Consider the following 25,074-nt stretch of genomic DNA (forward strand, 5'->3'; position numbering starts at 1 on the left):
GTTTGGCCGGACCGCTGGTGCTGCCCCTTGAGGGGGAGGCTGCTACACGAAGTGAGCAGCTACGGGAGTGGGTCAAGCTATCAAAAAACAAAAGGGAACCTCCGCTGCATCGGTGATGCGCTACGCCGAGTCCGACTCGGCACCTGGTGTCGATGGCGATTCGTCTGCTTCCAGTGAATTTGCAAAGAGAACCAGTCCTCCAAAACCCAACAGACCGCAGATCGCCCAACCGAAACCGACCCACCACGGGAATGCCATCGCGCCGCCGCCACCTCTGTACCCGGGTGCAAGGGGGACAGTTGCGAGTACCCCAATAAAGGTGATGACAGCGGCCGCACCAGCAGCAACCACCACGAGAGCAAGGCCACCGATCAACTTTCCCGACGAGACGCTCATGTCACCTGCCCTCCGTTGCACACTTACTGCACACGGTTCCAGGTTTGGGTGCGCCAGAACGGGCCGAGGTAGCCACGGACCTCGAGCTTCTTGCCGCCGTCGATCGGCGTGAAGCTCGCGCGGTACTCCTTGCCGTTCTCGGGGTCGAGGATCTTCCCGCCTTCCCAGACGTCCTTGCCCTCGGCTTTCTTGCCGCCACGGATGATCTCCAGGCCCGCGATGGGCTTGCCCTTGCGGTCGTCGGCGCATTCGTCGCAGGTGGCGTCGGGCTTGGTGTCTTTCTTCAACGACTTCTCGATGCGCCCGAGCAGCGCGCCGTTGGCGTCGGCGATGCGGATCTCGGCCTTGGCCTCGCCGGTCTTGTCGTCGACGTTGCGCCACAGGCCCACCGGCGTGCTCTGGGCCATGGCCGAAGCGGCGGTGACGGTGAACAAGACGGCTGCAAGCATTGCTTTCATGAGCGGGCTCCCGGTGGGTCGATGAAGAAAGGCTGTGTGTCGCTTAAGCGAGTGCGGCGTCGGTGTCCATCAACACCTTGCTGCCGGCGCGCGCGGTGCGCATCAGCATCACGGTCTCGGGGAACAGCTTGGCGAAGTAGAAGCGTGCGGTCTGCAGCTTGGCGACGTAGAACGGGTCGTTGTTGCCGGCGGCGATTTCGCGCAGGGCCACTTGCGCCATGCGGGCGAACAGGTAGCCGAACACGAAGTGGCCGGCCACGCGCAGGTAGTCGACGGCGGCAGCGCCCACTTCGTCGGGGTTCTGGAAACCCTTGAAGCCGATCTCGGTCGTGAACTTGGTGAGCTGGTCGCCCAGCATCGCGATCGGGTTGATGAACTCGGCCATCTTCTCGTTCACGCCTTCTTCTTCCACCAGCTTGGCCACGAGCTTGCCGAACTTCTTCAGCGACGCGCCGTTGTTGCCCAGGATCTTGCGGCCCAGCAGGTCCAGCGACTGGATGGTGTTGGTGCCTTCATAGATCATGTTGATGCGGTTGTCGCGCACGAACTGTTCCATGCCCCATTCCTTGATGAAGCCGTGGCCGCCGAAGACCTGCATGCACGAGTTCGTCGCGATGTGGCCGTTGTCGGTGATGAAGGCCTTGACGATGGGCGTGAGCAGCGCGACCAGCTCGCCGCTGTCCTTGCGCACCTTCTCGTCGGGGTGGTTGTGTTCCTTGTCGAGCAGCAGCGTGCAGAAGATCTGCAGCGCGCGGCCGCCTTCGGCGTACGCCTTGGCCGTGAGCAGCATCTTGCGCACGTCGGGGTGCACGATGATGGGGTCGGCTTCCTTGTCCTTGGCCTTCACGCCCGAGAGCGAGCGCATCTGGATGCGGTCCTTGGCGTAGGCCAGCGCGTTCTGGTAGGCCACTTCGGTCAGGCCGAGCGACTGGTTGCCCACGCCCAGGCGGGCGGCGTTCATCATCACGAACATGGCGGCCAGGCCCTTGTTGGGCTCGCCCACCAGCGTGCCGGTGGCGCCTTCGATCACGATCTGTGCGGTGGCGTTGCCGTGGATGCCCATCTTGTGCTCCAGGCCGGCGCAGAAGATCGGGTTGCGCTCGCCCAGCGAGCCGTCGGCCTTGACGTGGAACTTGGGCACCACGAACAGGCTGATGCCCTTGCTGCCCTTGGGCGCATCGGGCAGGCGGGCCAGCACCAGGTGAATGATGTTGCTCGTCATGTCGTGCTCGCCGGCCGAGATGAAGATCTTGCTGCCGGTGATGCGGTAGGTGCCGTCCGCCTGCGGCTCGGCCTTGGTGCGCAGCAGGCCCAGGTCGGTGCCGCAATGGGGTTCGGTCAGGCACATGGTGCCGGTCCACTCGCCGCTCGTGAGCTTGGGCAGGTAGGTCTTCTTCTGGTCGTCGGTGCCGTGCGCGGCCAGGGCCTCGTAGGCGCCGTGCGACAGGCCCGGGTACATGGTCCAGGCCTGGTTGGCGCTGTTGAGCATTTCGAACAGGCACTGGTTCACCACGAACGGCAGGCCCTGGCCGCCGAAGGCCGGGTCGCACGACAGCGCGGGCCAGCCGCCTTCGACGTACTTGGCGTAGGCGTCCTTGAAGCCCGTGGGCGTCTTCACTTCGTGCGTGGCCTTGTCGAGCACGCAGCCTTCTTCGTCGCCGCTGATGTTCAGCGGGAAGGTGACTTCGGCGGCGAACTTGCCGGCCTCTTCGATCACCGCGTTGATGGTGTCGGCATCGGTCTCGGCGTGGGCCGGCAGTGCCTTGAGTTCCTCGGCGACGTTGAGCACTTCGTGCAGCACGAACTGCATGTCACGCACGGGGGGGTTGTAGGTAGGCATCCGGGACTCTCCTGGTCGAAGCTAGATAGATTGGAAAAAACGAAAACGGAAAAACGAAACGGGCAGCCGTGGCGCTCAGCGCACGGTCTTGAGGCGGCGCGTGCCGCGCGCAGCGGGCGCGGACTCGGCGGCGTTGGAAGCAGGCGGCGCGTCCGGCGTGGCGGCGCGCGCAAGGATGTTGTCGAAGCCGACGTTGGCGCGGCCGATGGAGCCGGGCACCTGCAGGAAGCGGGCTTCGTAGTGCAGCGCGAGGATCAGGCCGTGGATCTCGAACCCGACCTGGCGCTCGTCGGCGTCGGCGCGCAGGTGGCCTTCGGTCTTGGACTGCACGATGGCGCGCAGCACGGCGGCCTGCCAGATGCTGACCGACTCGACCAGCGCGTCGCGCACGGGGCCCGGGCGGTCGTCGAACTCGGAGGCGCCGCTGATGTAGATGCAGCCCGAGTCGATCTCGGTCGAGGTGCGCTTCATCCAGTTGGCGAACATGGCGCGCAGGCGCGGCAGGCCGCGCGGCGCCTGCAGAGCCGGGAAGAACACCTCCTGCTCGAAGCGGGCGTGGTATTCGCGCACCACGGAAATCTGAAGCTCTTCACGCGAGCCGAAGTGGGCGAACACGCCCGACTTGCTCATCTTGGTGATTTCGGCCACGGCGCCGATCGACAGGCCCTCGAGCCCGATCTGCGCGGCCAGCGCCAGTGCGGCGTCGACGATGATGGCCTTGGTCTGCTGGCCTTTGGGGGCGGCGCGGGCCGGCTTGGCGGGAACGGCGGTGGCAGACATCGTGAAAGCTCCGAATAAAACGAACGGTCGTTCTATTTTGCAGGGGCTTTGCACTTTTGACCGCAAATGACCTTGGGCGGCGCTGGGTTAATAAAGGTTAGCCAAAGCAAGGGGCGGCCGCCAGGGGGCCGCACCCTTGCTCCGGCGGGATCAGAACTCCTGCGACACAGGCCGCAGCACGACCTCGTTGATGTCCACGTTCGCCGGCTGCTCCACCGCGTAGACGATGGCGCGAGCCACCGAGTCGGCCGGAATCTGGTTGGCGTCGTAGAAGGCCTTCACGCCGGCGGCGCTTTCGGCGTCGCTGCTGCCGAACTTCAGCTCCGAGTCCACCGCGCCGGGCGACACCATGGTCACGCGCACGCCGCTGTTGCCCACCTCCACGCGCAGGCCTTCGGAGATGGCGCGCACCGCGTGCTTGGTGGCGCTGTAGACCGTGCCGATGGGCGTGAACACCTTCAGCCCGGCAATCGAGGCGACGTTCACGATGTGGCCGCTGCCCTGCGCCTGCATGCGCGGCAGCACGGCGGCGATGCCGTAGAGCACGCCCTTGATGTTGACGTCGATGGTGCGGTCCCACTCGTCGACCTTGAGTTTGTCCAGCGGCGACAGCGGCATCACGCCCGCGTTGTTGACCAGCACGTCGATGCGGCCGAAGGCCTCGACCGTGGCGGCAGCGAGCTTTTCGAGATCGGCGCGCTTGGCCACGTCAGTGGCCACGGCGATGGCTTCGCCGCCGGCCTCGCGGATCTCGGCGACGACCTTGTCGAGCCGGTCGGTGCGGCGGGCCGCGAGCACCACCTTGGCGCCGCGCGCGGCCAGGTGGCGCGCCGTCGATTCGCCCAGGCCGCTGCTCGCGCCGGTGACGATGGCGACCTTGCCTTGGATGTTGTCTTGAACGGAGGTCATGAAGATTTCCTTTGGGGTGTGTTGAAGAAGTGCATGCAGTGTGGAAAATCCACGCGTTCCCGTAAATGAAACTCTGGCGACTTCAGAATTCCCCAATCAGGAACACCCCATGTCCAACCGCCTCGAAGCCCTGCGCGTGTTCTTCACCGCCGCCGATGCCGCCAACTTCCGCGAGGCGGCCGTGCGCCTGTCGGTGTCGCCGCAGGTGGTGACGCGCGCGGTGCGCGAACTCGAAGACGAGCTGGGCGAACCGCTCTTTCACCGCAGCACGCGCGGCGTGCAGCTCACCGATTTCGGGCGGCAACTCGCCGAGCGCGCCCGCATCGCGGTGGGCGGCGTCGACGACCTCTTTCACCGCATCGACCGGCGCGCGCTGTCGCAGCACACGGGCACGGTGCGGGTCACGGCGCCGCATGTGTACGCCCGGCTGATTCCGCAAGCGCTGGCGCCGCTGCTGGCGCAGCATCCCGGGCTGGTGCTCGACCTGCGGCTGTCGGAGCAGCATGCCGACGTGGTCGACCAGCAGATCGACCTCGGCGTGCGCGTCGGCCCGATGCGCGACGCGCGCTTCGTGGCCCGGGGTGTGGGAAAGATGTCGCTGTGCGTGGTGGGCTCACCGGCGCTCATCGAGCGGGTCGGTGCGCCGCGCACCGTCGATGCGCTGTCCGGGCTGCCGGTGACGGCGCTGATCGACCACAGCTCGGGCCGGCCGTGGCCGTGGGCCTTCAGCAAGAAACGGGTGTTCACCGTGTCGTCGCCCGCGTTCGTGTCGGACAACATCGACGCCGAATGCGCCGCGGTGCTGGCGGGCATCGGCTTCGGCCAGCTCATCGGGCCGCTGGCGCAGCCGTGGCTGCAGTCGGGTGCGCTGGTGGAGGTGCTGGCAGCCGAGGCGCCCGAGCCCTGGCCGATCCACGTCTACCGCCCGCAGCGCGCGCCGGTGCCGGCGCGCGTGCGGCTGGTGTACGACGAGCTGGTGCGCGTGCTCAGAGCTTGAAGGGCACGACTTCCTGGCGCTGCTCGCCCAGGCCTTCGATGCCCAGCGTCATCACGTCGCCCTTCTTCAGGAACAGCGGCGGCTTCATGCCCATGCCGACGCCGGGCGGCGTGCCGGTGGTGATCACGTCGCCGGGCATCAGCGTCATGAACTGGCTCACATAGCTCACGAGCTTGGCCACGCTGAAGATCATGGTCTTGGTGCTGCCGGTCTGCACGCGCTGGCCGTTGAGGTCGAGCCACATCGCGAGCTTCTGCGGGTTCTCGATCTCGTCGCGCGTGACGAGCCAGGGGCCGATGGGGCCGAAGGTGTCGCAGCCCTTGCCCTTGTCCCAGGTGCCGCCGCGCTCGATCTGGTATTCACGCTCGCTCACGTCGTTGATGGTGCAGTAGCCAGCCACGTAGTCGAGTGCGCTCTTTTGCGACACATAACGCGCCTTCGTGCCGATGACCACGCCGAGCTCGACCTCCCAGTCGGACTTGACCGAGCCCTTGGGCAGCATCACCGGGTCGTTCGGGCCCTGGATGCAGCTGGTGGCCTTCATGAAGACGATGGGCTCCTTGGGCACCGGCAGGCCCGATTCGGCCGCGTGGTCGGCGTAGTTCAGGCCGATGGCGATGAACTTGCCGACGTTGGCCACGGGGCTGCCGAAGCGCGGCTTGCCCTTGACCAGCGGCAGCTTGTCGACCTTGGTCTTGCGCAGCTTGGCAAGGGCGGCATCGCCGAGCTGGTCGGGACCGATGTCCTTGACGATGGCGCTCAGGCCGCGCAGCTTGCCTTCGTTGTCGATGAGACCGGGCTTTTCTTTGCCGGGGTTGCCGTAGCGGACGAGTTTCATGCGTTCCTTTCAGTGCATTGAATGGGGAATCAGTAGGTGGAGCGGCCGCCCGACAGGTCGAACACGGCGCCGGTGGAAAAGGAGCAATCGTCGGTGCACAGCCAGCCGACCATCGCCGCCACCTCTTCCACCGTGCCGAAGCGGCCCATGGGAATCTTCGAGAGCATGAAGGCGATGTGGTCGGGGCTCATCTGGTCGAAGATGGCGGTCTTCACCGCCGCGGGCGTCACGCAGTTCACGCGGATGCCGGTGTCGGCCAGCTCCTTGCCGAGCGACTTGGTGAGCCCGATGACGGCGGCCTTGCTCGCACTGTACGCGCTGGCGTTGGGGTTGCCGTCCTTGCCCGCCACCGAGGCGATGTTGACGATGCGGCCCTCGCCCTTCGTGCCCTGCCTGCGCATCTGTGCCACCACCTCGCGGCAGCACAGGAACACGCCGTTGACATTGACCTCCATCACCTGGCGCCACTCGTCCACCGGGTAGTCCCACAGCTTGACGTTGGGCCCGGTGATGCCGGCACTGTTGACCAGCGCGTCGATGCGCGGCGCGTGCGCGAGCGTGGCCGCCACGGCTTTCGCGACCGAGGACTGCTGCGTCACGTCGACCTTCAGTGCGAAGGCCTTGGCGCCCAACGCTTCGGCCGCGCGCACCGCGGCGGCCTCGTCGCGGTCCCACAACGTGACGCTGCCGCCCGAGGCGACGAGCCGCTGCGCGATGCCGAAGCCCAGCCCCGTGGCACCGCCGGTGACCACGGCGTGGCGGCCTTCGAAATCGAGCCGGTTCATATCGTGATGCCGCCGTCGACCGTGAAGTACTGGCCGGTGGCGAAGATGGATTCGTCGCTCGCCAGGAACACCACGACCGGCGCGATCTCCTCGGCCTGCGCGAGCCGGCCCATGGGCTGGCGCGCCACGAAGGCCTTGCGCGCGGCTTCGGGGTCGGCGTTGGCGTTGATGCGATCGCCCAGCGAGGGCGTGTCGACCGTGCCCGGGCACACGGCATTGCAGCGGATGCCGCGGGCCACGTAGTCGGCCGCCACGCTCTTGGTGAGGCCGAGCACCGCCGCCTTGGTGGTGCCGTAGACGAAGCGGTTGGGCAGGCCCTTCATGCTGGAGCACACGCTGGCCATGTTGATGATGCTGCCGCGCCCGGCCGCGAGCATGCCGGGCAGCACGGCCTGGATGGTCCACATCTGCGCGCGCACGTTGAGGCGGAAGGCGAAGTCGAGGTCGTCGTCGCCGGCCTGCTCGATGGTGCCGTTGTGCACCACGCCCGCGCAGTTGAACAGCACGTCCAGCGTGGGCAGCTGCGCCACGACCGCGCCGATGGCGGCCTTGTCGAGCACGTCGAGCTTCAGGGCCGTGACGTTCGCCACGCCGGCATAGGCCGACAGCAGCTGCTCGTTGACGTCGGTGGCCCACACATGGGCGCCCTCGGCCGCGAGCGCCAGCACGCTGGCGCGGCCGATGCCCTGGCCGGCGGCGGTGACGAGCACGGTCTTTCCCTTCAATCTCATGGTCGGTGTCTCCTGGGGTGTTCTGCGGATGCGGGGTGGGTTCGGGTTAGGCCCGATGGGTGACATCTGTGAATCGCCGTATTCTGAATTGGCCTTACCACTTGTCCAATTCAGGACAACCCTTAAGCCGATCCACCGCCTCGCCCGCACCCACACCCTGCTCCCGTGCCGCTCCAGACCGTCGAACCCCAACGCCTCTATCGCCAGATTGCCGACCAGCTCCGGGGGCTGATCGCCAAGGGCGAATTCGACGTGGGCGCGCGCCTGCCCGCCGAGCGCGACCTGGCCAAGCAGCTCGGCGTGAGCCGGCCGTCGGTGCGCGAGGCGCTCATCGCGCTGGAGGTCGAGGGCTGGGTCGAGGTGCGCACCGGCTCGGGCGTGTACGTGCTCGACCGCTCGCACCGCGCCAGCGCGCCGGTGGCGCCCACCGAATGGGGGCCGCTGGAGCTGATCCGCGCGCGCCGCGTGATCGAGGGCGAGACCGCCGCCATCGCCGCCCTCTCGGGCAAGCGCAAGGACGTGGACGCGATGACGCGCGCCATCGCCACCATGCGCGAGATGGCCGACCGCAACGTCATGCCGCTGGACGGCGACCGCGCCTTTCACCTGGCCATCGTCGGCGCCAGCGGCAACGTGGTGCTGGTCGAGACGGTGCAGGGCTTCTGGGATTCGCGCCGCGGCCCGATCTTCACGCGGCTGGGCGGCTACTTCGAGACCGTGACCTCGTGGCGCGCCGCCATCACCGAGCACGAGGCGATCCGCGACGCCATTGCCGCGCGCGACGCCGACGCCGCGCGCAGCGCGATGCACACGCACATGGACAACTCGCACCACCGTTTCAGCGCGAGCTGGCGCCGCGCCAAGCCCGCCTGATTTCTCGCCAGCCTTCCTGCCAGTTCACTACAACGGAGACACACCCCATGATCAGCAGCAGCAAGAACAGCAAACGCACCGCCCTCAAGGCCCTGGCCGCCTGCGCCCTCGCAGCCGGCGCGCTGGGCGTATCGGGCATCGCCTCGGCGCAGACCAAGCTCAAGTGGGCGCACGTGTACGAGACCTCGGAGCCCTTCCACAAGTACTCGGTGTGGGCGGCCGAGGAGATCAAGAAGCGCAGCAACGGCAAGTACGACATCCAGGTGTTCCCGGCCTCCAGCCTGGGCAAGGAAGCCGACATCAACCAGGGCCTGACGCTGGGCACGGTCGACATCGTGCTGACCGGCGCGAGCTTCGCGGGCAACAGCTACAAGCCGCTGGCCATCACCTACTTTCCGTTCATCTTCCGCGACGCGGAGCACCAGCTGAAGTACGCCAGGAGCGACGTGTTCAAGGAGCTCGCCAAGGGCTACGACGACAAGACCGGCAACCACATCACGGCGCTCAACTACTACGGCGCGCGCCACGTCACCTCGAGCGCGGCCAAGCCGGTGAGCAAGCCCGAGGACATGAAGGGCCTGAAGATCCGCGTGCCCGACGCGCCCGCCTACCTGGCCTTCCCCAAGTCGCTGGGCGCCAACGCCACGCCGATCGCCTTCGCCGAGGTCTACCTCGCGCTGCAAAGCGGCACCGTGGATGCGCAAGAGAACCCGCTGCCCACCATCGAGGCCAAGAAGTTCTACGAGGTGCAGAAGAACATCTCGCTGACCGGCCACATCGTCGACTCGCTGCTCACCGTGGTCTCGGGCCAGCTGTGGGCCAAGCTCAGCGCCGACGAGAAGAAGATGTTCAACGACGTGATGCAGGAAGCCGCCGAAAAAACCGGCCGCGAGATCATCGCCTCCGAGACCCGGCTGGTGGAGGAGTTCAAGAAGAAGGGCAACAACGTGATCACGGTCGACAAGGGCGCGTTCCGCGAGGCCGTGCTCAAGAACACCAAGCCCACCGACCACGGCTACCGCCAGCAGGACTACGACCGCATCATCGCGATCAAGTAAGGCCACACGATGAGCGACGACAAGCTGCTGGGCGACGACGGCGAGTTCCACGCCAAGGACGAGGTCGTCGACCTGTCCGGCACCACCGTGGAGGCCTGGGCCGCCCTGGGCATCTTCTGGGTGCTGGGCCTCACGGTGCTCTACCAGTTCGTGACGCGCTACGTGCTGAACGACTCGGCCTCCTGGACCGAGGAGATCGCGCGCTACCTGCTGGTGGGCACGGTGTTCGTGGGCGCGTCGATCGGCGTGGCGCGCAACAACCACATCCAGGTCGACTTCTTCTACCGCCACATGCCGCCGGCCATGGGCCGCGCGCTGGGCCTGCTGGTCGACGTGCTGCGCACGGCGTTCTTCGCGGCGGCGGTGGTCATGACGGTGCAGATGATGCTCAAGATCGGCAACAACGCGAGCATGACCATCGTCGACCTGCCGATGAACATCGTCTACGGCGTGTGCCTCCTGGGCTTCGTCGCCATGTGCGTGCGCTCGGTGCAGGTGAGCGTGGTGCACTGGCGCCGCGGCTACTGCGTGCTGGAGCGGCCCGAATCCACGATCGACGACCGCTGAGGTCGCAACCCCACTCCATCACGACAACAACATGCTGAAGATCGCCTTCCTGCTCTTCATGAGCGCCGGCATCCCGGTCGCCGTGGCCATGGCCGGTGCCTCGCTGGTCTACATCCTCTGGAGCGGCAACCTGCCGGGCTTCGTCGTCATTCACCGCATGGTGAGCGGCGTCGACAGCTTTCCGCTGCTGGCCGTTCCCTTCTTCATCCTCGCCGGCAACCTGATGAACAACGCCGGCATCACCAACCGCATCTACAACTTCGCGCTCGCGCTGGTGGGCTGGCTCAAGGGCGGCCTGGGGCACGTGAACATCCTGGGCTCGGTGATCTTCTCGGGCATGAGCGGCACCGCCATCGCGGACGCGGCAGGCCTGGGCACGATCGAGATCAAGGCCATGAAGGAGCACGGCTACTCGACCGAGTTCGCGGTCGGCGTGACCGCGGCCTCGGCCACGCTGGGGCCGATCATTCCGCCGAGCCTGCCCTTCGTGATCTACGGGATGATGGCCAACGTGTCGGTGGGTGCGCTCTTCATCGCGGGGCTCATGCCGGGGCTGATCATGACGCTGCTCATGATGCTCACGGTGGCCTACTACGCGCACAAGAACGGCTGGGGCGCGGACGTGAAGTTCCAGTGGCCACGGCTCATGAAGGCGCTGGTCGAGCTGCTGGTGGTGTGCCTGTGGCCCACGCTGCTGTGGTTCGCGGTCGACAAGTTCGGCGCGCCGGCCCAACCGGCGGTGGCCATTGCGCTGGTGATTCTTTTCGCGGCCGACAAGGTCTTCAAGTTCGAGGCGGTGCTGCCGATCATGACGCCGGTGCTGCTCATCGGCGGCATGGCGACGGGCCTGTTCACTGCCACCGAAGGCGCCATTGCCGCCTGCGTGTGGGCGATGGTGCTGGGCTTCTTCTGGTACCGCACGCTGCAGTGGAAGATGTTCGTCAAGGTCTGTCTGGAGACGGTGGAGTCGACCTCGACGGTGCTCTTCATCGTGGCGGCCGCCTCGATCTTCGGCTGGATGCTGACGGCCACCGGCGTCACAGCCGACATCGCGGGCTGGGTGCTCAACTTCACCAAGGAAGCGTGGGTGTTCCTGCTGCTGGCGAACCTGCTGATGCTGTTCGTGGGCTGCTTCCTGGAGACCACCGCGGCCATCACGATCCTGGTGCCGATCCTGCTGCCGATCTCGAACCAGCTGGGCATCGACCCGGTGCACTTCGGCGTGGTGATGGTGCTCAACCTGATGATCGGCGTGCTGCACCCGCCGATGGGCATGGTGCTGTTCGTGCTGGCGCGCATCGCCAACCTGAGCATCGAGCGCACGACGATGGCGATCCTGCCCTGGCTGGTGCCGTTGCTGTTGAGCCTGGGCATCATCACCTACTGGCCTGCCACCGTGCTGTGGCTGCCGAAGATCATGCAGTAACGACCACCGCCGGCGCCCCCGCGCCGGCTCCGAGAACGATACCCACGATGACCCCCTACATCCGACTCCATCCCGCCGACGACGTCGTCATCGCGCGCTCGCAACTGCTGGGCGGCACGCTCGTCGAGAACGTGGCCGTGCGCGGCCTGATTCCGCCGGGGCACAAGGTCGCCATGCGCGCCATCGCGCAGGGCGAGCCGGTGCGGCGCTACAACCAGATCATCGGTTTCGCGAGCAAGCCCATTGCGGCCGGCGAACACGTGCACACGCAGAACCTGGACATGGGCCCCGACAAGGGCGACTTCGAGCGCGACTACGCCTTCGGCGCCGACGTGAAGCCCGCGCCCGCGAAACGCGAGGCCACCTTCATGGGCATCAAGCGCGCCGATGGCCGCGTGGCCACGCGCAACTACATCGGCGTGCTGACCAGCGTGAACTGCTCAGCCACCGCTGCGCGCGCCATTGCCGACCACTTCTCGCGCAAGACCAACCCACAGGCGCTGGCGGCGTTCCCGAACGTCGATGGCATCGTCGCGCTGACGCACGGCACGGGCTGCGGCATGGACACGCAGGGCATGGGCATGCAGATCCTGGAGCGCACGCTCACGGGCTACGCCACGCACCCGAACTTCGCGGGCGTGCTGGTGGTGGGGCTGGGCTGCGAAGCCAACCAGATCAACGCATGGCTCGCGACGGGTCACTTGGCCGAGGGCGAGAACTTTCGCACCTTCAACATCCAGGACACGGGCGGCACGCGCAAGACGGTCGAGAAAGGCGTGGCGCTCATCAACGAGATGCTGCCGCGCGCCAACGCGGTGAAGCGCGAGCCGTGCAGCGCGGCGCACATCACCATCGGGCTGCAGTGCGGCGGCTCCGACGGCTACTCGGGCATCAGCGCGAACCCGGCGCTCGGTGCGGCAGTCGACCTGCTGGTGGCGCACGGCGGCACGGCCATCCTGAGCGAAACGCCCGAGGTCTACGGCGCCGAGCACCTGCTGACGCGCCGCGCGGTGAAGCGCGAGGTGGGCCAGAAGCTCGTCGATCGCATCAAGTGGTGGGAGCACTACACAGAGATCAACGAAGGCGAGATGAACAACAACCCCTCGCCGGGCAACAAGGCGGGCGGGCTCACGACCATCCTCGAGAAGTCGCTGGGCGCGGTCGCCAAGGGCGGCACCAGCAACCTCGAGGCGGTGTACGAATATGCCGAGCCCGTCACCGCGCATGGCTTCGTCTACATGGACACGCCAGGCTACGACCCGGTGAGCGCCACGGGCCAGGTGGCCGGCGGCGCGAACCTGATCTGCTTCACGACCGGTCGCGGCTCGGCCTACGGCTGCGCGCCCTCGCCTTCGCTCAAGCTGGCGACCAACTCGGCGCTGTGGCAGCGGCAGGAAGAAGACATGGACATCAACTGCGGCGAGATCGTGGACGGCACGGCCTCGATCCAGGAGATGGGCCAGCGCATCTTCGAACTGGTGCTGGCCACGGCCTCGGGCGCGCACTCGAAGAGCGAGCAGCACGGCTACGGGCAGAACGAGTTCGTGCCGTGGCAAGTCGGCGCGGTGATGTGAGGCCCGCCCTCCCCTTCGGCTATGCCATCCCATTGAACGCACGAGGAGCCTGATCCATGTCCAGAACCCTGCCGGCCGACGGCCTGCAAGCCAACGTCGCCCGCATCCTCGAAGCCGCGGGCAGCAGCGCCGCCGAAGCACAGCAGGTGGCCGCCAACCTCGTGCTGGCCAACCTCAGCGGGCACGACTCGCACGGCGTGGGCATGCTGCCGCGCTACATCGATGCGGTGGCCGAAGGCGGGCTCGTGCCCAACGCCGCCGTGAAGGTCAATCTCGACATCGGCACGCTGATGGGCCTGGACGGCCAGCACGGCTACGGGCAGATCGTCGGCGTGCAGGCGATGGAGCTCGGCATCGCGCGCGCGAAGCAGCACGGCAGCTGCATCTTCACGCTCGCGAACGCGCACCACCTGGGGCGCATCGGCCATTTCGCGGAAATGGCGACGGCCCAGGGGCTGGTGGCGATGCACTTCGTCAACGTGCTCTCGCGGCCCGTGGTGGCGCCCTGGGGCGGCGGCGACGGGCGCTTCGGCACCAACCCGTGCTGCATCGGCATTCCGCTGGCGGGCGCCGAGCCCTTCGTGCTCGACTACGCGACCAGCCGCGTGGCGCAGGGCAAGATGCGCGTGGCCCACAACAAGGGCGAGCAGGTGCCCGACGGCTACCTGATCGACGAACACGGCGCGCCCACCAACGACCCGGGCGTGGTCGTGGTGCCGCAGGGCAACGGCCTGTTCGGCGCGCTCATGACCTTCGGCGAACACAAGGGCTACGGCATGGCCGTGGCCTGCGAGTTGCTGGGCGGCGCGCTCACGGGCGGCGGCACCTGGCACCGGCCCGCGGACACGGCGCGCACGGTGCTCAACGGCATGCTGACGGTGCTGATCGACCCCGTGAAGCTCGGCACGCAGAAGGCCTTCGACGAGGAGGCGCGCGAGTTCATCGGCTGGCTGCGGCAAAGCCCGCCGGGCCAGGGCTTCGAGGCCGTGCAGATCGCGGGCGAGCCGGAGCGCCGGGCGCGCGCGGCACGCCGGCGCGACGGGGTATGGGTCGATGACGCGACCTGGGGCGAGATCGTCGCCGCCGGCGCGAAGGTGGGCGTGGCCGTCGCCTAACGCCGCGCCGCCTGGCGCGACTTCTGGCTCAGCACCAGCGCAATGCCGCCGAGGATCGCCACCGAGGCGAGCGCCAGCCGCGGCGTGATCGCTTCCGACAGGAACAGCACGCCGCCGAACGCCGCCAGCAGCGGCACCGACAGCTGCACGGTCGCCGCCCGCAACGCCGACAGGCGGCCCAGCGCCGCGTACCAGACGACGTAGCCGAGCCCCGAGGTCAGCGCGCCGGAGGCCACGGCCAGCGCGACGCCGTGCGCATCGGCGTGCGCGCGCGTGGCGAACACCAGGCTCAGTGCCAGAGCCAATGGCACGGCGCGCAGGAAGTTGCGCGCGGTCGCAGCCAGCGGATCGGCCACGCCCCGGCCGCGCAGCGAATACACGCCCCACGCCACGCCCGCCACCGCCATCAGCACGGCGCCGAGCAGCGGCGGCGCGGCAACGCCCGGCGACACCAGGTAGACGAGGCCGGCCGCCGCAAGGACAAAGCCGCACCACGCCAGCACCCCGAAGCGCTCGCCGCCGCCCAGGCCCGCGCCCAGCATCGTGAGCTGCACCGCGCCGAAGAGGATCAGCGCGCCCGTGCCCGCCGGGAGGCTGAGGTACGCGAAGGAGAAGAACGCGACGTACGCGAACAGCATGACGGCCGGCAGCCAGCCGGTGCGCCCGAGGGTGGACGGCTGCGCCCGGAAGCGCACGACGAGCGCCAGCGTGATCGCCCCCGACGCGAGCCGGATGCTGCCGAAGCTGGCCGGGTCGATGCCGCCGTGCTGCAGCGCGAGCCTGCACAGCAGCGAGTTGGCCGCGAACGCGACCATGGCGACCGCGGTGAGCGCGACGGCGTGCAGGAGAAGAGCCGGGCGGGCAGCGGCGGCGTCAGGCATGGCGCGCCCCGGAAGGCCGGCGGCTGCGAGAAGGACAAGCACTCATGCGAGCCTCCGATCCAGAGGTCATGCGAAACGGGCTTGTCACCGCGGCACCGCGTGGCGGCAAGGGAGGAGATTGATCGTACGCGCCGCAAAGGGCCGCGTCGAGTTCAGCATGGCTGCGCCGGACCAGCCAGCCTTGCCGTCAAACGATCAGTGCGATCGTGGCTTCCAGGTGTTCGGACGGCGCGCGGCGGAAACCCGAGCGCGCAAAGCGCTGCAGCTGCCCGACCACGAAGGCCGTGAGCGCCGCGGCGCGCACCTGGGCATCGACGCTGGGCGTGGCCGAGCCGTCGGCGGCGGCCGCGCCGCGCAGCACCTGGCGCAGCGTGGCCTCGATCTTGTCGAAGAACTGGTTCATGCGCTGCTGCAGGCGCTCGTTCTCGAACACCAGCGCATCGCCGACCATGACGCGCGTCATGCCGGGGTTGCGCTCGGCGAACTGCACGAGCAGCACGAGGATGCGGGCCGCCTGCTGGCTGCCGGTGGCGCCTTCGCGCTCGAGGATCTGGTTGACCAGCGTGAAGACGCTCTGCTCGATGAAGTCGATGAGGCCCTCGAACATCTGGGCTTTGCTCGCGAAGTGGCGGTACAGGGCCGCCTCGCTCACCTCGAGCCGCGCGGCCAGCGCGGCGGTGGTGACCCGCTCGGCACCGGGCTGCTCCAGCATGGCGGCCAGCGCCTGCAGGATCTGCACGCGTCGCTCGCCCGGCTTGGGGCGCTTGCGCGTCGGTGCGGCGGCGGGCGTGTCGGCCGGGGTCTCTACGCCGGGGGCAGCTGTCTCTTCGTTCTGCATGGGAGCGCGTGCAAAGATGTAATCAATTGATTCTCGCACAGCGCAGTGAGCGCGCGCCTTCCGCCGACGGAAGGCACGCGGAGGGCGCTCAGCGCGCCCGGATCATCGTGCCGTAGGCCTGGTCGGTCAGGATCTCGAGCAGCATCGCGTGCGGCACGCGGCCGTCGATGATGTGCACCGCGTTCACGCCGCTCTTGGCCGCGTCGAGCGCGCCTTCGATCTTGGGCAGCATGCCGCCCGAGATGGTGCCGTCGGCGAACAGGTCGTCGATTTCGCGCGCGCTCAGGTTGGTGAGCAGATTGCCGTTCTTGTCGAGCACGCCGGGCGTGTTGGTCAGCAGCATGAGCTTCTCGGCCTTGAGCACCGTGGCCAGCTTGCCGGCGACGACGTCGGCGTTGATGTTGTAGCTCTCGTTCTCCTCGCCGAAGCCGATCGGGCTCACGACGGGAATGAAGGCGTCGTCCTGCAGCGCCTTGACCACGCTGGGGTCGATGGAGACGATGTCGCCGACCTGGCCCACGTCGTGGTGCACGTTCGGGTCGGTGCGGTCGGCCAGCTTGAGCTTCTGCGCGCGAATGAGGCCACCGTCGCGCCCCGTGAGGCCCACGGCCTTGCCGCCGGCCTGGTTGATCAGGCCCACGATGTCCTGCTGCACCTCGCCGGCCAGCACCCATTCGACGACTTCCATGGTCTCGGCGTCGGTCACGCGCATGCCCTGCACGAAGCTGCCCTTCTTGCCCAGTTTGTTCAGGGCGGCCTCGATCTGCGGGCCGCCGCCGTGCACCACCACCGGGTTCATGCCGACCAGCTTGAGCAGCACCACGTCTTCGGCGAAGTCGGCCTGCAGCGCCGGGTCGGTCATGGCGTTGCCGCCGTACTTGATGACGATGGTCTTGCCGTGGAACTTGCGGATGTACGGCAGCGCCTGGGCCAGGATCTCGGCCTTGTCGCGCGGAGGGATGTTGAGGACGGGGTCGGTCATGGGCGGTCAGGCTCCAAAGCGGTGGACGATGGGAAGAATTCTCGCAACAAGGCGGCGCCGGCGGTCAGGGCCGCAGCCAGCGCGGGACCTTGAAGCGCACGATCATCAGGTACGCCCCGACGTAGGTCGTGACGAACAGAAGGCAGAACAGCATCAGCACGAAGGTGTTGTTCCAGAACAGCACCGCGGGCACCACCGACAGCGCGGCGAACATCCACAGGTACGGCGAAGTGCGGTTGTTGCGCGCCAGCAGCTGGCGCGCCTCGTCGTCCGCGAAGGCCACGCGCACGATGCGCCGGAAGATCAGCTGGTGAAAGTGCAGCGCGTCGGCCGTGCCCGGCGACTGGCCCCGGGCCAGCTTGCGGTAGATGGAGAACAGCGTCTCCCACACCGGGTAGATCAGCAGCAGCATCGGGAACCACGGCGACACCACGCGGTGGCGCTGCACCAGCGTCACGCAGGCCACGGCGATCACCATGCCCCAGACGTAGGCGCCGCCGTCGCCGGCGAAGATCTTGCCGCGCGGGTAGTTCCAGACCAGGAAGCCGAAGGTGGCGCCGACCAGGCAGATCACCATCGCGGCCAGCTGCCGGTCGCCCAGCTGCAGCGCGACGTGCGAGATCGCCAGGCACACGAGCACGGCCACGGTGCCGGCCAGCCCGTTGTAGCCGTCGATGATGTTGAAGGCATGCGGCAGGCCGCCGATGGCCAGGGCCGCGAAGACCAGCGAGGCATAGGGCAGCAGCGCGAGCCAGCCGTCGAGCGTCTCGAAGCCGGTGCGCGCCACGCCCAGCCCCTGCACCCAGCACACCAGCAGCGCCGAGCCGATGGTCAGGCCCAGCCGGTAGCGCACCTTGACCTGCTGCGTCACGTCTTCGACGATGCCGCCGAGCACAGCGGGCAGGATGCACACCAGCGTGAGCATCGAGGACTTGAGCGGCCAGGCGATGTTCAGCGGCTCGATCAGGCCGGCGCCCAGCCAGGCCGCGCTCATGCCGAGCATGATGCCGGCCCCGCCCAGGCGCGGCACGTGGCCCTTGTGGAAACGCTGGGGCATGTCGGCGCCGTAGCGGCGTGCGTGTCTGCGCGCGCGGCGCATGAACAGCTGCACCGCGATGGCGGAGACGAAGAAACTGAGGATGATCAGGGCAATCATGAGTGGGGTTGGGGGAACCCTAGAATTCCCGAGCGAAATTAGACCATGCCCACGCCCCCTTCTTCACCCCACGCCCCGGTCACCCTGTCGATCGTGAGCCACGGCCAGCTCGCGCTGGTGCTGCCGCTGCTCGAGCAGCTCGACCGGCACAGCCGGGACGCGATCGCCAAGGTCGTGCTCACGCTGAACATTCCCGAGGCCGACCTGCTCGCAGGACGACAGTGGGGCTTCGCCATCGAGCGCATCGAGAACGCGGCGCCCCTGGGCTTCGGCGCCAACCACAACCAGGCCTTCGCGCGCTGCGACACGCCCTGGTTCCTGGTGCTCAACCCCGACATCCGCTTCGACGCCGACGTGCTCGCCCCGATGCTCGCCCAGGCCGCGCCCGACGCCGGCCTGATGACGCCGCGCATCCTGGAGTCGGGCCGGCCCGAGCCCGAGCCGCACCGCGCGCTGCTGACCCCCTTCGAGATCCTGGGCCGCAAGAAGCCCGGCTACCAGCCGCCGACCGTGCCGGCCTGGATTCCCGGCCTGTTCATGCTGTTTCGCAGCGAGGCCTACCGCAAGATCGGCGGCTTCGACGAACGCTTCTTCATGTACGGGGAAGACTTCGACATCTGCGCCCGCACCCGCCTGGCCGGCTGGAAGCTCCAGGTGACCGAAGACCTGCGCGCGCGCCACGACGCCCAGCGCGCCAGCCACCGCAGCAAGAAGTACCTGTACTGGCACGTGACCAGCCTGCTCAAGGTGTGGCTGTCGGGCGCTTTCTGGCGCTACTGGCGGCTGCAGCGCGCCGCCGCCTGAAAAAGGCACGGCGGCGTTTGCGAGGACAATCGGGGCCGAAAAGCCCCGCACGAAAAGCCCGCTAGCGCCGCTTTCAGCACCGACGATGACGACCACGAGCAGCCCGACCTCCCTCCCCGAACACGCCCACCTGGTTCACCCGAAATACCGCCCGGACATCGACGGGCTGCGCGCCGTCGCGGTGCTGTCGGTGCTCGGCTACCACGCGTTCCCGCAGTGGATCAAGGGCGGCTTCATCGGCGTCGACATCTTCTTCGTCATCTCGGGCTTCCTGATCACCACCATCATCCTGGGCAGCTTCCAGGGCGACGGCTTCAGCTACCGCGAGTTCTATGCGCGGCGCGTGAAGCGCATCTTTCCGGCGCTGGCGCTGGTGCTGCTGGCCACCATGGCCTTCGGCTGGTTCGCCCTGCTGCCGCACGAATGGGAACAACTGGGCAAGCACGTGGCCGCGGGCGCGGGCTTCGTCTCGAACTTCGCCTTCTGGAGCGAGGCCGGCTACTTCGACAACGCCGCCGAGACCAAGCCGCTGCTGCACCTGTGGTCGCTGGCCATCGAAGAGCAGTTCTACATCTTCTGGCCCGTGCTGCTGGGCCTGGCCTGGAAGCGCAAGTGGCGCATGCTCACGGTGCTCGGCACGGTGGCGGCGATGTCGTTCCTGCTCAACGTGACGACCATCCACAGCCACCGCACGGCCGCGTTCTATTCGCCGCTGTCGCGCTTCTGGGAGCTGATGATCGGCGGCATGCTGGCCTACGCGCGGCTGCACCGCCCGCCGCCGAAGGCGGGCTGGAGCCGCCACGCGCAGTCGATCGCCGGCCTCGTGCTGATCGTGCTGGGCCTGTGCTACATCCGCGGCGGCAAGGCCTTCCCCGGGTTCTGGGCCATCCTGCCGTCGGTGGGCGCCTTCTTCTGCATCGCGGCCGGACCGAGCGGCGTGCTCAATCGTTATGTGCTGGCCTCCAAGCCGATGGTGTGGGTCGGCCTGATCAGCTATCCGCTGTACCTGTGGCACTGGCCACTGCTGGCCTATGCGCGCATCCTCGAGGGCAAACTGCCGTCGGACGGCATCCGCGCGCTGATGCTGGTGGCGTCGTTCGTGCTGGCGTGGCTCACCTACCGGTTCGTCGAGCGCTACACGCGCCGCAGCGAGAACCCGACGGTGACGGCGGGGCTGGTGGCCGTGATGATCGGCTTCGTCGTGCTCGGCCTGCTGGCGACCACGCGCTACTACGTCGGCCGCCACAGCGATCCGTACTTCAACAAGACCGCCGCAGCCGCCAAGGACTGGGCCTACCCGGACGGCCTGAGCCCGATCAAGGTCGACGGCGAGGTGCTGCAGCAGATCGGGCAAGGCAAGCGGCGGGTGCTGTTCTTCGGGGACAGCCATATCGAGCAGTACGGGCCGCGCGCGGTAGAGCTGAGCAAGATCGCGCCGGACAGGCTGGACTCGCTGTCATTCACGACCTGGGGCGCCTGCCCGCCGGTTCCCGGTGTCGTCGACGAGCAGAACAACCTGTGTGCGGAGCGCCGCGACGGCGGCATGCGTCTGGCGATGAGCGACAAGTTCGATGCCGTCGTCTTCGGCGGCTGCTGGAACTGCTACTTCTCGGTGACCCGCAAGCCCACCGCCGAAGATGCCGCGGCGGACCGCTATTACTACTTCGACGGCAAGAACAAGCACCGCTTCATGGGCGGCAACGGCGCGGAACTGGCCCTCAGCACGCTCGAGACCGTGATGACCACACTTTCCAAGCACAAGCAGGTCTACCTGCTGCTGGACAACCCGGTCGGCGCGGGCTTCGGTCCCGAAGAGTTCGTGAAGGGGGGCCGCCTGGGCAGCATGACCGTCGGTCGCATGTCGTCGACCGCGCCCTGGGCTTCCGAGCAGAAGGCGCTGCACGAGCGCATGCGCCAGATGGCGCAGCGCAGCGGCGCCATCGTGATCGACCCGATCCCGACGCTGTGCGAGAAAGACCAGTGCACCCGGGCTGACGCCGACGCCACGCCGATCTACAAGGACGCCGGGCACCTGCGCGCCGAGTACGTGCGCAAGCACGCCACCTACATGGACCCGGCGATGACGACACCGGCGCCGGCGCGCTGAGAATGGGGCTGCGGCGGCCTCCCGGCCGCCGCGGTGCGCATCAGGCCTTATAGAGCTTGCGCAGGCTGCGAATGCCCGGCAGCTTCGTCACCGTGCCGACCAGGCGCACCACGCCCGGCGGGCAGTGGTTGAGCAGGAACAGCGTGATCCGCAGGCGCAGCTTCTTCTTGCGTCCCACATACGGGTTGGAAAGCACCATCGCGCCGTACTCGTTGAGGATCGCGCTCATCTCCTCGCGGTACTGGTCGTTGTTCTTGATCGACTCGATCGCGTGGTTGACGAAGTACGGCTGGAAGCGCGGCACCAGGAAATCGCGCAGGTAGTAGCGCCCCCGCAGGTGCTCGTCGGGGAACATCTGGACGAGCTTGTTGAAGTACTTGAAGCGGCTGCGGATCATCCGGATGCCGAAGGACGTGCTCGCCGTGTGGATGCACCAGACGGTGACAGCCTTGTCCACGAAGTAGTTGCTGAACCCCTTGCGGAAGATGCGCAGGAACAGGTCGTCGTCCTCGAAGCCCATGAACTGCGAGTCGAAGCCATCTACGGCCTCGAAGGCCCTGCGGCTCACCAGCGCGGCCGACGGCAGCACGAACATGTCGTTGCGCAGCAGGTCGTTGATGTTGCGCTTGGGGTGCGTCGCGTGCTCCTTGATCACGCCGGTGCGGATCACGTTGCCATCGGCATCGGCCTCGTACAGGTCGGCATAGACATAACCGAACAGCCGGTCGCCGGGCGGGATCGCGGCTGCCAGCGTCTCGATGTGATTGGGCAGGTAGAAGTCGTCCTGGTCGAGAAAGCAGATGAAGTCCGAGGTGGAGGCCTTCACACCTGCGTTGCGCGCCGAGCCCTGGCCGCCGTTCTCCTTGTCGAGGATGCGAAACGGGTAGCGCGCGGCCAGCGCGTCGAGCGCGTCGCGCTCCTCGGGGCGCGAGCCGTCGTTGACCAGGATCACCTCGTGCGCGGGCACCGACTGCTCGAACACGCTCCTCACCGAGCGCTCGATGAAATCGGCGCCGTTGTAGAACGGGATGATGACCACGACGTTCGGCCAGGCCGTCGGCTCGCCGGGCCGGGAAGGGTTCGCGGGGACGTTGGTTGGGTTCATTGTTGTTGTGTCAGACTGATTCGAAAAGATCGCGGACCACGCCGCGCACCCCGCGGCCGAACTTGTCATAGCGACCGGTCATGGCCTCGCGCAGGATCGGCACGCACCGGGCCAGGCGCGAGGCGGGCAAGGCGGCGCGGAAGCGCTGGTGCACGATCTTGCTGCGCACCTTGTCGATGATCTCGGGGGGCACGCGATCGCCGAGCTGGAGCAGGCGCTCCAGCAACAACTCGGCTTTGATCGCGCGCTCGACGTGCGTGTTGCCCCGCGAGGCGAGCGCCTTGCGCACCTTTTCCTTGAAGGTGTCGCGGCGGGCACCGATTTGGTTGGATTCGTGCTGGCGGTACTCGATGAGCGGCTCTTCCAGCAGGTCGACCCGCGACGTCGTCGATGCGACGATCCCCAGCCATTCGTCGTGCACCCACTCGACGGGCAGCGGCAGCGCATCGGCGAGCAGCGTACGACGGAAAACCGTGGTGGCGCCGGTCACGAGGTTGCGGCGCAGGAACACGTCGAAGGCCCGGCCGGTGTGGATCCGCTCGATTTCGGACGGCGTGACTTCGAGCGCATGGAACAGCGTGTTGCCCAGGTCGCTGCCTTGCGAATCCACCAGACGCGCGTCGGTGTGCAGCAGCCACAGGTTGTCGTCCTGCACGAAAGGCGCCGCCATCCGCTCGAGCCGGTCGGGCACCCACACGTCGTCCTGGTCGCTCAGCGCGATCAGGTCGCTGGTACAGGCCGAGATGGCCTGCTCGAAATTCTTGACGACCCGCAGGGCCACGGGGTTCTCGAAGACCCGCAGGGCGATGGGCGGGCCGGGACGCTCCGCTGCGCATTCGGCGACCGTGGCGCGTACCACATCGACCGAGCCGTCGCGCGAGGCGTCGTCAGAGAGCACGATTTCGATCGGTGGGCGGGTCTGCAGGCAGATGCTGCGCACCTGTTCGCGCAGGAAGCGGGCGCCGTTGTAGGTGCACAGGGCGACGGAGACTTCGAGGGGACGGGACATACGCATGGGTTGATCGATTTTCTGTCGGGCATGCTGCCGATGGCAGCCGCAGCCCGTCCGATCGGGGAGCGGGGGGCTCTTCGATGGTTACGAATTGCAGCGGAACCGGAGCCGGTAAAATTATCTCTCAGTTGATACTCTGAATAAAATGCGCGGGCTCGCACGAGCACCGTCCCGGCCCCTGCGGCCATAGCCCTCCAAGAAATCCCGCTTGACCCCCTCGGCCACGAAGCGCTTTTGCTCATCGCCGTTTCATGCGGCGGTGGGACCCTGACCCTGCACATCACCGTCCGCATGGCAGACAAAGACACTGACGCACACGCATGAGCCAAGTTCATTCCAATCTCCATCGAAGCCCCCTGGCCGACTGGTGGGAAGGCACCCGCCGCACCGACATCTGGTGGACGCTGGCCTGGTTCGATATCGTGCTGCGCTATCGCCGCTCCATGCTGGGGCCGCTGTGGCTCACGCTGAGCATGGGCGTCATGATCGGCGGCATGGGGCCGCTGTATGCCTCGCTCTTCGGCACCCACCTGGACAAGTTCTTCCCGCACCTGGCACTGGGCGTGATCTTCTGGGGCACGTTCTCCGCGGTGGTCACCGACGCCTGCAATGCCTTCGTCGGCTCGTCCAACTACCTGAAGCAGGGCTACTTTCCCATCAGCCTGTTCGTCTGGCGAGGCTTGGCGCGCAACCTGATCCAGTTCCTCCACCAGATCGTGCTGTACATCCCCGTGGCCATCTGGGCGGGTGTCACGCTGTCGTGGTCGGTGCTCCTGATCATTCCCGCCTTCGCGATCCTCATCATCAACGCGCACGCCCTGGGCCTGTTGCTGGGCCTCATCTGCACGCGCTACCGCGACGTGACCCAGATCATCACCAGCCTCATGCAGATGCTGATGTTCCTCACGCCCGTGTTCTGGCTCCCCGAGAACCTTCCAAGCCGCGCCAAGTACGTGCTGTGGAACCCCTTCGCACAGATGCTCGACCTGCTGCGCACGCCGCTCATGGGCGGCGTGGCGCACCTGCACAGCTGGATCGGCATCGCCGTGTGGACCGTGCTGTGCGTGTCTATCGCAAGCGTGCTGTTCGTCAAATACCGCCGCCGCGTCGTCTACTGGCTCTGATCCATGGCATCCATTTCACTCAAAAACGTTTCGGTCAGCTTCCCCATCTACGGGGCGGGCTCGGCATCGCTCAAGAAAACGCTGGCGGCTTCGGTCACCGGCGGACGCTTCGGCAAGGAAACCGGGGTCACCGTGGTGCAGGCGCTCAGCGGCCTCAACCTGGAGCTCAAGAGCGGTGACCGGCTGGGCCTGGTCGGTCACAACGGCGCGGGCAAGTCCACGCTGCTGCGCACGCTGGCAGGGGTCTACGAACCTTCAGCGGGTGAATTCACGCGCCAGGGCTCCGTGGCCAGCCTGATCGATCCCGCACTGGGCATCGAGATGGACGCCACCGGCATCGAGAACATCATGCTGCGCGGCCTCGTGATGGGCATGAGCATGAAGGAGATCGAACGGCTCACGCCTGAGATCTGCGAGTTCAGCGGCTTGGGCGAGTACGTCAACATGCCCGTTCGCACCTACTCGACCGGCATGATGATGCGGCTGGCGTTCTCGATCTCGACCAGCGTCGAAGCCGACATCCTGCTGATGGACGAATGGCTGTCGGTGGGCGATGCCGCGTTCACCGAAAAGGCAGAGAAGCGGATGCGCGACGTGGTCTCCAAGTCGGGCATCCTGGTGCTGGCATCGCACTCGCCCGAGCTGATTGCCAAGGAGTGCAATCGCGTGATCCATATGGAACACGGGCGGATCGTCGAAAGCTGAAATTCAGCGTGAA

24 protein-coding genes are annotated in these 25,074 nt (G+C 67.3%); 11 read left to right on the forward strand and 13 right to left on the reverse strand.

Annotated features, from left to right (window positions below):
* Positions 1-419: 419 nt before the first annotated feature.
* From AC07SQ_RS18680 to AC07SQ_RS18695, 4 genes are all read right to left on the reverse strand, one after another.
* Positions 420-854, reverse strand: coding sequence for a DUF2147 domain-containing protein (locus tag AC07SQ_RS18680; RefSeq protein ID WP_495272262.1), 435 nt, complete (start codon positions 852-854; stop codon positions 420-422).
* 43 nt (positions 855-897) lie between these two features.
* Entirely contained in the window at positions 898-2,694 is a 1,797-nt protein-coding gene (locus tag AC07SQ_RS18685; RefSeq protein WP_070060218.1) for an acyl-CoA dehydrogenase C-terminal domain-containing protein, read from the reverse strand.
* Between the two features lie 75 nt (positions 2,695-2,769).
* Entirely contained in the window at positions 2,770-3,474 is a 705-nt protein-coding gene (locus tag AC07SQ_RS18690) for a TetR/AcrR family transcriptional regulator (protein ID WP_070060219.1), read from the reverse strand.
* Between the two features lie 150 nt (positions 3,475-3,624).
* A complete protein-coding gene (locus tag AC07SQ_RS18695) occupies positions 3,625-4,383 on the reverse strand; it encodes an SDR family oxidoreductase (RefSeq protein WP_495272261.1) in 759 nt (252 codons plus the stop codon).
* Between the two features lie 109 nt (positions 4,384-4,492).
* Between AC07SQ_RS18695 and AC07SQ_RS18700 the strand changes: the two genes are divergently transcribed.
* Positions 4,493-5,380: a LysR family transcriptional regulator gene (locus AC07SQ_RS18700; protein WP_495272260.1), complete on the forward strand. Its 888-nt coding sequence runs from the start codon at positions 4,493-4,495 to the stop codon at positions 5,378-5,380.
* Here AC07SQ_RS18700 and AC07SQ_RS18705 read toward each other — a convergent pair.
* Genes AC07SQ_RS18705 through AC07SQ_RS18715 form a run of 3 tightly spaced genes read right to left on the reverse strand, consistent with a single transcriptional unit; the run spans position 5,370 to position 7,734 of the window.
* Complete coding sequence (locus AC07SQ_RS18705; protein WP_495272259.1) at positions 5,370-6,218, reverse strand: fumarylacetoacetate hydrolase family protein; 849 nt, start codon at positions 6,216-6,218, stop codon at positions 5,370-5,372. The genes AC07SQ_RS18700 and AC07SQ_RS18705 overlap by 11 nt on opposite strands.
* A 29-nt stretch (positions 6,219-6,247) precedes the next feature.
* Entirely contained in the window at positions 6,248-7,003 is a 756-nt protein-coding gene (locus AC07SQ_RS18710; protein ID WP_495272258.1) for an SDR family NAD(P)-dependent oxidoreductase, read from the reverse strand.
* Entirely contained in the window at positions 7,000-7,734 is a 735-nt protein-coding gene (locus AC07SQ_RS18715; RefSeq protein ID WP_062471114.1) for an SDR family oxidoreductase, read from the reverse strand. Before AC07SQ_RS18715 ends, AC07SQ_RS18710 begins: the two co-directional genes overlap by 4 nt.
* Positions 7,735-7,899: 165 nt before the next feature.
* Here AC07SQ_RS18715 and AC07SQ_RS18720 point away from each other — a divergent pair, with 165 nt between their 5' ends.
* From AC07SQ_RS18720 to AC07SQ_RS18745, 6 genes are read left to right on the forward strand one after another with little or no spacing between them, the layout of a single operon-like run.
* On the forward strand, positions 7,900-8,607 hold the full coding sequence (locus AC07SQ_RS18720; RefSeq protein ID WP_062471117.1) for a FadR/GntR family transcriptional regulator: 708 nt from the start codon (positions 7,900-7,902) through the stop codon (positions 8,605-8,607).
* Between the two features lie 47 nt (positions 8,608-8,654).
* Positions 8,655-9,665 (forward strand): sialic acid TRAP transporter substrate-binding protein SiaP, encoded by a 1,011-nt coding sequence (locus AC07SQ_RS18725; RefSeq protein WP_070060224.1) that lies wholly within the window; start codon positions 8,655-8,657, stop codon positions 9,663-9,665.
* A 9-nt stretch (positions 9,666-9,674) separates the two neighbouring features.
* The gene (locus AC07SQ_RS18730) at positions 9,675-10,232 is read left to right on the forward strand and encodes a TRAP transporter small permease (RefSeq protein ID WP_495272257.1); all 558 of its coding nucleotides are present in this window, start codon (positions 9,675-9,677) and stop codon (positions 10,230-10,232) included.
* Between the two features lie 31 nt (positions 10,233-10,263).
* A complete protein-coding gene (locus AC07SQ_RS18735) occupies positions 10,264-11,658 on the forward strand; it encodes a TRAP transporter large permease (protein ID WP_070060226.1) in 1,395 nt (464 codons plus the stop codon).
* A gap of 47 nt (positions 11,659-11,705) precedes the next feature.
* Positions 11,706-13,232, forward strand: a complete 1,527-nt coding sequence (locus AC07SQ_RS18740) for a UxaA family hydrolase (protein ID WP_390346802.1) — start codon at positions 11,706-11,708, stop codon at positions 13,230-13,232.
* 56 nt (positions 13,233-13,288) lie between these two features.
* Positions 13,289-14,347 (forward strand): malate/lactate/ureidoglycolate dehydrogenase, encoded by a 1,059-nt coding sequence (locus AC07SQ_RS18745; RefSeq protein WP_495272256.1) that lies wholly within the window; start codon positions 13,289-13,291, stop codon positions 14,345-14,347.
* Here AC07SQ_RS18745 and AC07SQ_RS18750 read toward each other — a convergent pair.
* The 4 genes from AC07SQ_RS18750 to AC07SQ_RS18765 form a co-directional block, all read right to left on the reverse strand.
* Complete coding sequence (locus AC07SQ_RS18750; protein ID WP_495272255.1) at positions 14,344-15,228, reverse strand: DMT family transporter; 885 nt, start codon at positions 15,226-15,228, stop codon at positions 14,344-14,346. The genes AC07SQ_RS18745 and AC07SQ_RS18750 overlap by 4 nt on opposite strands.
* A 187-nt stretch (positions 15,229-15,415) precedes the next feature.
* Positions 15,416-16,066 (reverse strand): nucleoid occlusion factor SlmA, encoded by a 651-nt coding sequence (gene slmA / locus AC07SQ_RS18755; protein ID WP_062471138.1) that lies wholly within the window; start codon positions 16,064-16,066, stop codon positions 15,416-15,418.
* 88 nt (positions 16,067-16,154) lie between these two features.
* Positions 16,155-17,048, reverse strand: a complete 894-nt coding sequence (gene argB, locus AC07SQ_RS18760; protein ID WP_062471140.1) for an acetylglutamate kinase — start codon at positions 17,046-17,048, stop codon at positions 16,155-16,157.
* Positions 17,049-17,112: 64 nt separating this feature from the next.
* The gene (locus AC07SQ_RS18765; RefSeq protein ID WP_062471143.1) at positions 17,113-18,204 is read right to left on the reverse strand and encodes a glycosyltransferase family 4 protein; all 1,092 of its coding nucleotides are present in this window, start codon (positions 18,202-18,204) and stop codon (positions 17,113-17,115) included.
* 45 nt (positions 18,205-18,249) lie between these two features.
* On the opposite strand from AC07SQ_RS18765, the gene AC07SQ_RS18770 reads away from it, so the two are divergent.
* Positions 18,250-19,008, forward strand: coding sequence for a glycosyltransferase family 2 protein (locus AC07SQ_RS18770; protein ID WP_495272254.1), 759 nt, complete (start codon positions 18,250-18,252; stop codon positions 19,006-19,008).
* 85 nt (positions 19,009-19,093) lie between these two features.
* A complete protein-coding gene (locus tag AC07SQ_RS18775; RefSeq protein WP_495272253.1) occupies positions 19,094-21,115 on the forward strand; it encodes an acyltransferase family protein in 2,022 nt (673 codons plus the stop codon).
* Between the two features lie 40 nt (positions 21,116-21,155).
* Here the strand turns inward: AC07SQ_RS18775 and AC07SQ_RS18780 are convergent, their stop codons facing one another.
* Both AC07SQ_RS18780 and AC07SQ_RS18785 read right to left on the reverse strand, forming a co-directional pair.
* A complete protein-coding gene (locus AC07SQ_RS18780) occupies positions 21,156-22,220 on the reverse strand; it encodes a glycosyltransferase family 2 protein (protein WP_495272252.1) in 1,065 nt (354 codons plus the stop codon).
* Positions 22,221-22,230: 10 nt separating this feature from the next.
* Positions 22,231-23,229, reverse strand: coding sequence for a glycosyltransferase family 2 protein (locus AC07SQ_RS18785; protein WP_495272251.1), 999 nt, complete (start codon positions 23,227-23,229; stop codon positions 22,231-22,233).
* A gap of 323 nt (positions 23,230-23,552) precedes the next feature.
* On the opposite strand from AC07SQ_RS18785, the gene AC07SQ_RS18790 reads away from it, so the two are divergent.
* The gene (locus tag AC07SQ_RS18790; RefSeq protein ID WP_307582828.1) at positions 23,553-24,356 is read left to right on the forward strand and encodes an ABC transporter permease; all 804 of its coding nucleotides are present in this window, start codon (positions 23,553-23,555) and stop codon (positions 24,354-24,356) included.
* Between the two features lie 3 nt (positions 24,357-24,359).
* Positions 24,360-25,061, forward strand: a complete 702-nt coding sequence (locus tag AC07SQ_RS18795) for an ABC transporter ATP-binding protein (protein WP_056575985.1) — start codon at positions 24,360-24,362, stop codon at positions 25,059-25,061.
* The last annotated feature ends 13 nt before the right edge of the window (positions 25,062-25,074 follow it).

The organism is Variovorax sp. GW821-FHT06D12 (genome assembly GCF_059419205.1).

What these genes read in the sequence shown, in the direction of transcription:
- AC07SQ_RS18680 (WP_495272262.1), bottom strand. Translation starts at nt 854, where the DNA reads ATGAAAGCAATGCTTGCAGCCGTCTTGTTCACCGTCACCGCCGCTTCG.
- AC07SQ_RS18685 (WP_070060218.1), bottom strand. Translation starts at nt 2,694, where the DNA reads ATGCCTACCTACAACCCCCCCGTGCGTGACATGCAGTTCGTGCTGCAC.
- AC07SQ_RS18690 (WP_070060219.1), bottom strand. Translation starts at nt 3,474, where the DNA reads ATGTCTGCCACCGCCGTTCCCGCCAAGCCGGCCCGCGCCGCCCCCAAA.
- AC07SQ_RS18695 (WP_495272261.1), bottom strand. Translation starts at nt 4,383, where the DNA reads ATGACCTCCGTTCAAGACAACATCCAAGGCAAGGTCGCCATCGTCACC.
- AC07SQ_RS18700 (WP_495272260.1), top strand. Translation starts at nt 4,493, where the DNA reads ATGTCCAACCGCCTCGAAGCCCTGCGCGTGTTCTTCACCGCCGCCGAT.
- AC07SQ_RS18705 (WP_495272259.1), bottom strand. Translation starts at nt 6,218, where the DNA reads ATGAAACTCGTCCGCTACGGCAACCCCGGCAAAGAAAAGCCCGGTCTC.
- AC07SQ_RS18710 (WP_495272258.1), bottom strand. Translation starts at nt 7,003, where the DNA reads ATGAACCGGCTCGATTTCGAAGGCCGCCACGCCGTGGTCACCGGCGGT.
- AC07SQ_RS18715 (WP_062471114.1), bottom strand. Translation starts at nt 7,734, where the DNA reads ATGAGATTGAAGGGAAAGACCGTGCTCGTCACCGCCGCCGGCCAGGGC.
- AC07SQ_RS18725 (WP_070060224.1), top strand. Translation starts at nt 8,655, where the DNA reads ATGATCAGCAGCAGCAAGAACAGCAAACGCACCGCCCTCAAGGCCCTG.
- AC07SQ_RS18730 (WP_495272257.1), top strand. Translation starts at nt 9,675, where the DNA reads ATGAGCGACGACAAGCTGCTGGGCGACGACGGCGAGTTCCACGCCAAG.
- AC07SQ_RS18735 (WP_070060226.1), top strand. Translation starts at nt 10,264, where the DNA reads ATGCTGAAGATCGCCTTCCTGCTCTTCATGAGCGCCGGCATCCCGGTC.
- AC07SQ_RS18740 (WP_390346802.1), top strand. Translation starts at nt 11,706, where the DNA reads ATGACCCCCTACATCCGACTCCATCCCGCCGACGACGTCGTCATCGCG.
- AC07SQ_RS18745 (WP_495272256.1), top strand. Translation starts at nt 13,289, where the DNA reads ATGTCCAGAACCCTGCCGGCCGACGGCCTGCAAGCCAACGTCGCCCGC.
- AC07SQ_RS18750 (WP_495272255.1), bottom strand. Translation starts at nt 15,228, where the DNA reads ATGCCTGACGCCGCCGCTGCCCGCCCGGCTCTTCTCCTGCACGCCGTC.
- slmA (WP_062471138.1), bottom strand. Translation starts at nt 16,066, where the DNA reads ATGCAGAACGAAGAGACAGCTGCCCCCGGCGTAGAGACCCCGGCCGAC.
- argB (WP_062471140.1), bottom strand. Translation starts at nt 17,048, where the DNA reads ATGACCGACCCCGTCCTCAACATCCCTCCGCGCGACAAGGCCGAGATC.
- AC07SQ_RS18765 (WP_062471143.1), bottom strand. Translation starts at nt 18,204, where the DNA reads ATGATTGCCCTGATCATCCTCAGTTTCTTCGTCTCCGCCATCGCGGTG.
- AC07SQ_RS18770 (WP_495272254.1), top strand. Translation starts at nt 18,250, where the DNA reads ATGCCCACGCCCCCTTCTTCACCCCACGCCCCGGTCACCCTGTCGATC.
- AC07SQ_RS18775 (WP_495272253.1), top strand. Translation starts at nt 19,094, where the DNA reads ATGACGACCACGAGCAGCCCGACCTCCCTCCCCGAACACGCCCACCTG.
- AC07SQ_RS18780 (WP_495272252.1), bottom strand. Translation starts at nt 22,220, where the DNA reads ATGAACCCAACCAACGTCCCCGCGAACCCTTCCCGGCCCGGCGAGCCG.
- AC07SQ_RS18785 (WP_495272251.1), bottom strand. Translation starts at nt 23,229, where the DNA reads ATGTCCCGTCCCCTCGAAGTCTCCGTCGCCCTGTGCACCTACAACGGC.
- AC07SQ_RS18790 (WP_307582828.1), top strand. Translation starts at nt 23,553, where the DNA reads ATGAGCCAAGTTCATTCCAATCTCCATCGAAGCCCCCTGGCCGACTGG.
- AC07SQ_RS18795 (WP_056575985.1), top strand. Translation starts at nt 24,360, where the DNA reads ATGGCATCCATTTCACTCAAAAACGTTTCGGTCAGCTTCCCCATCTAC.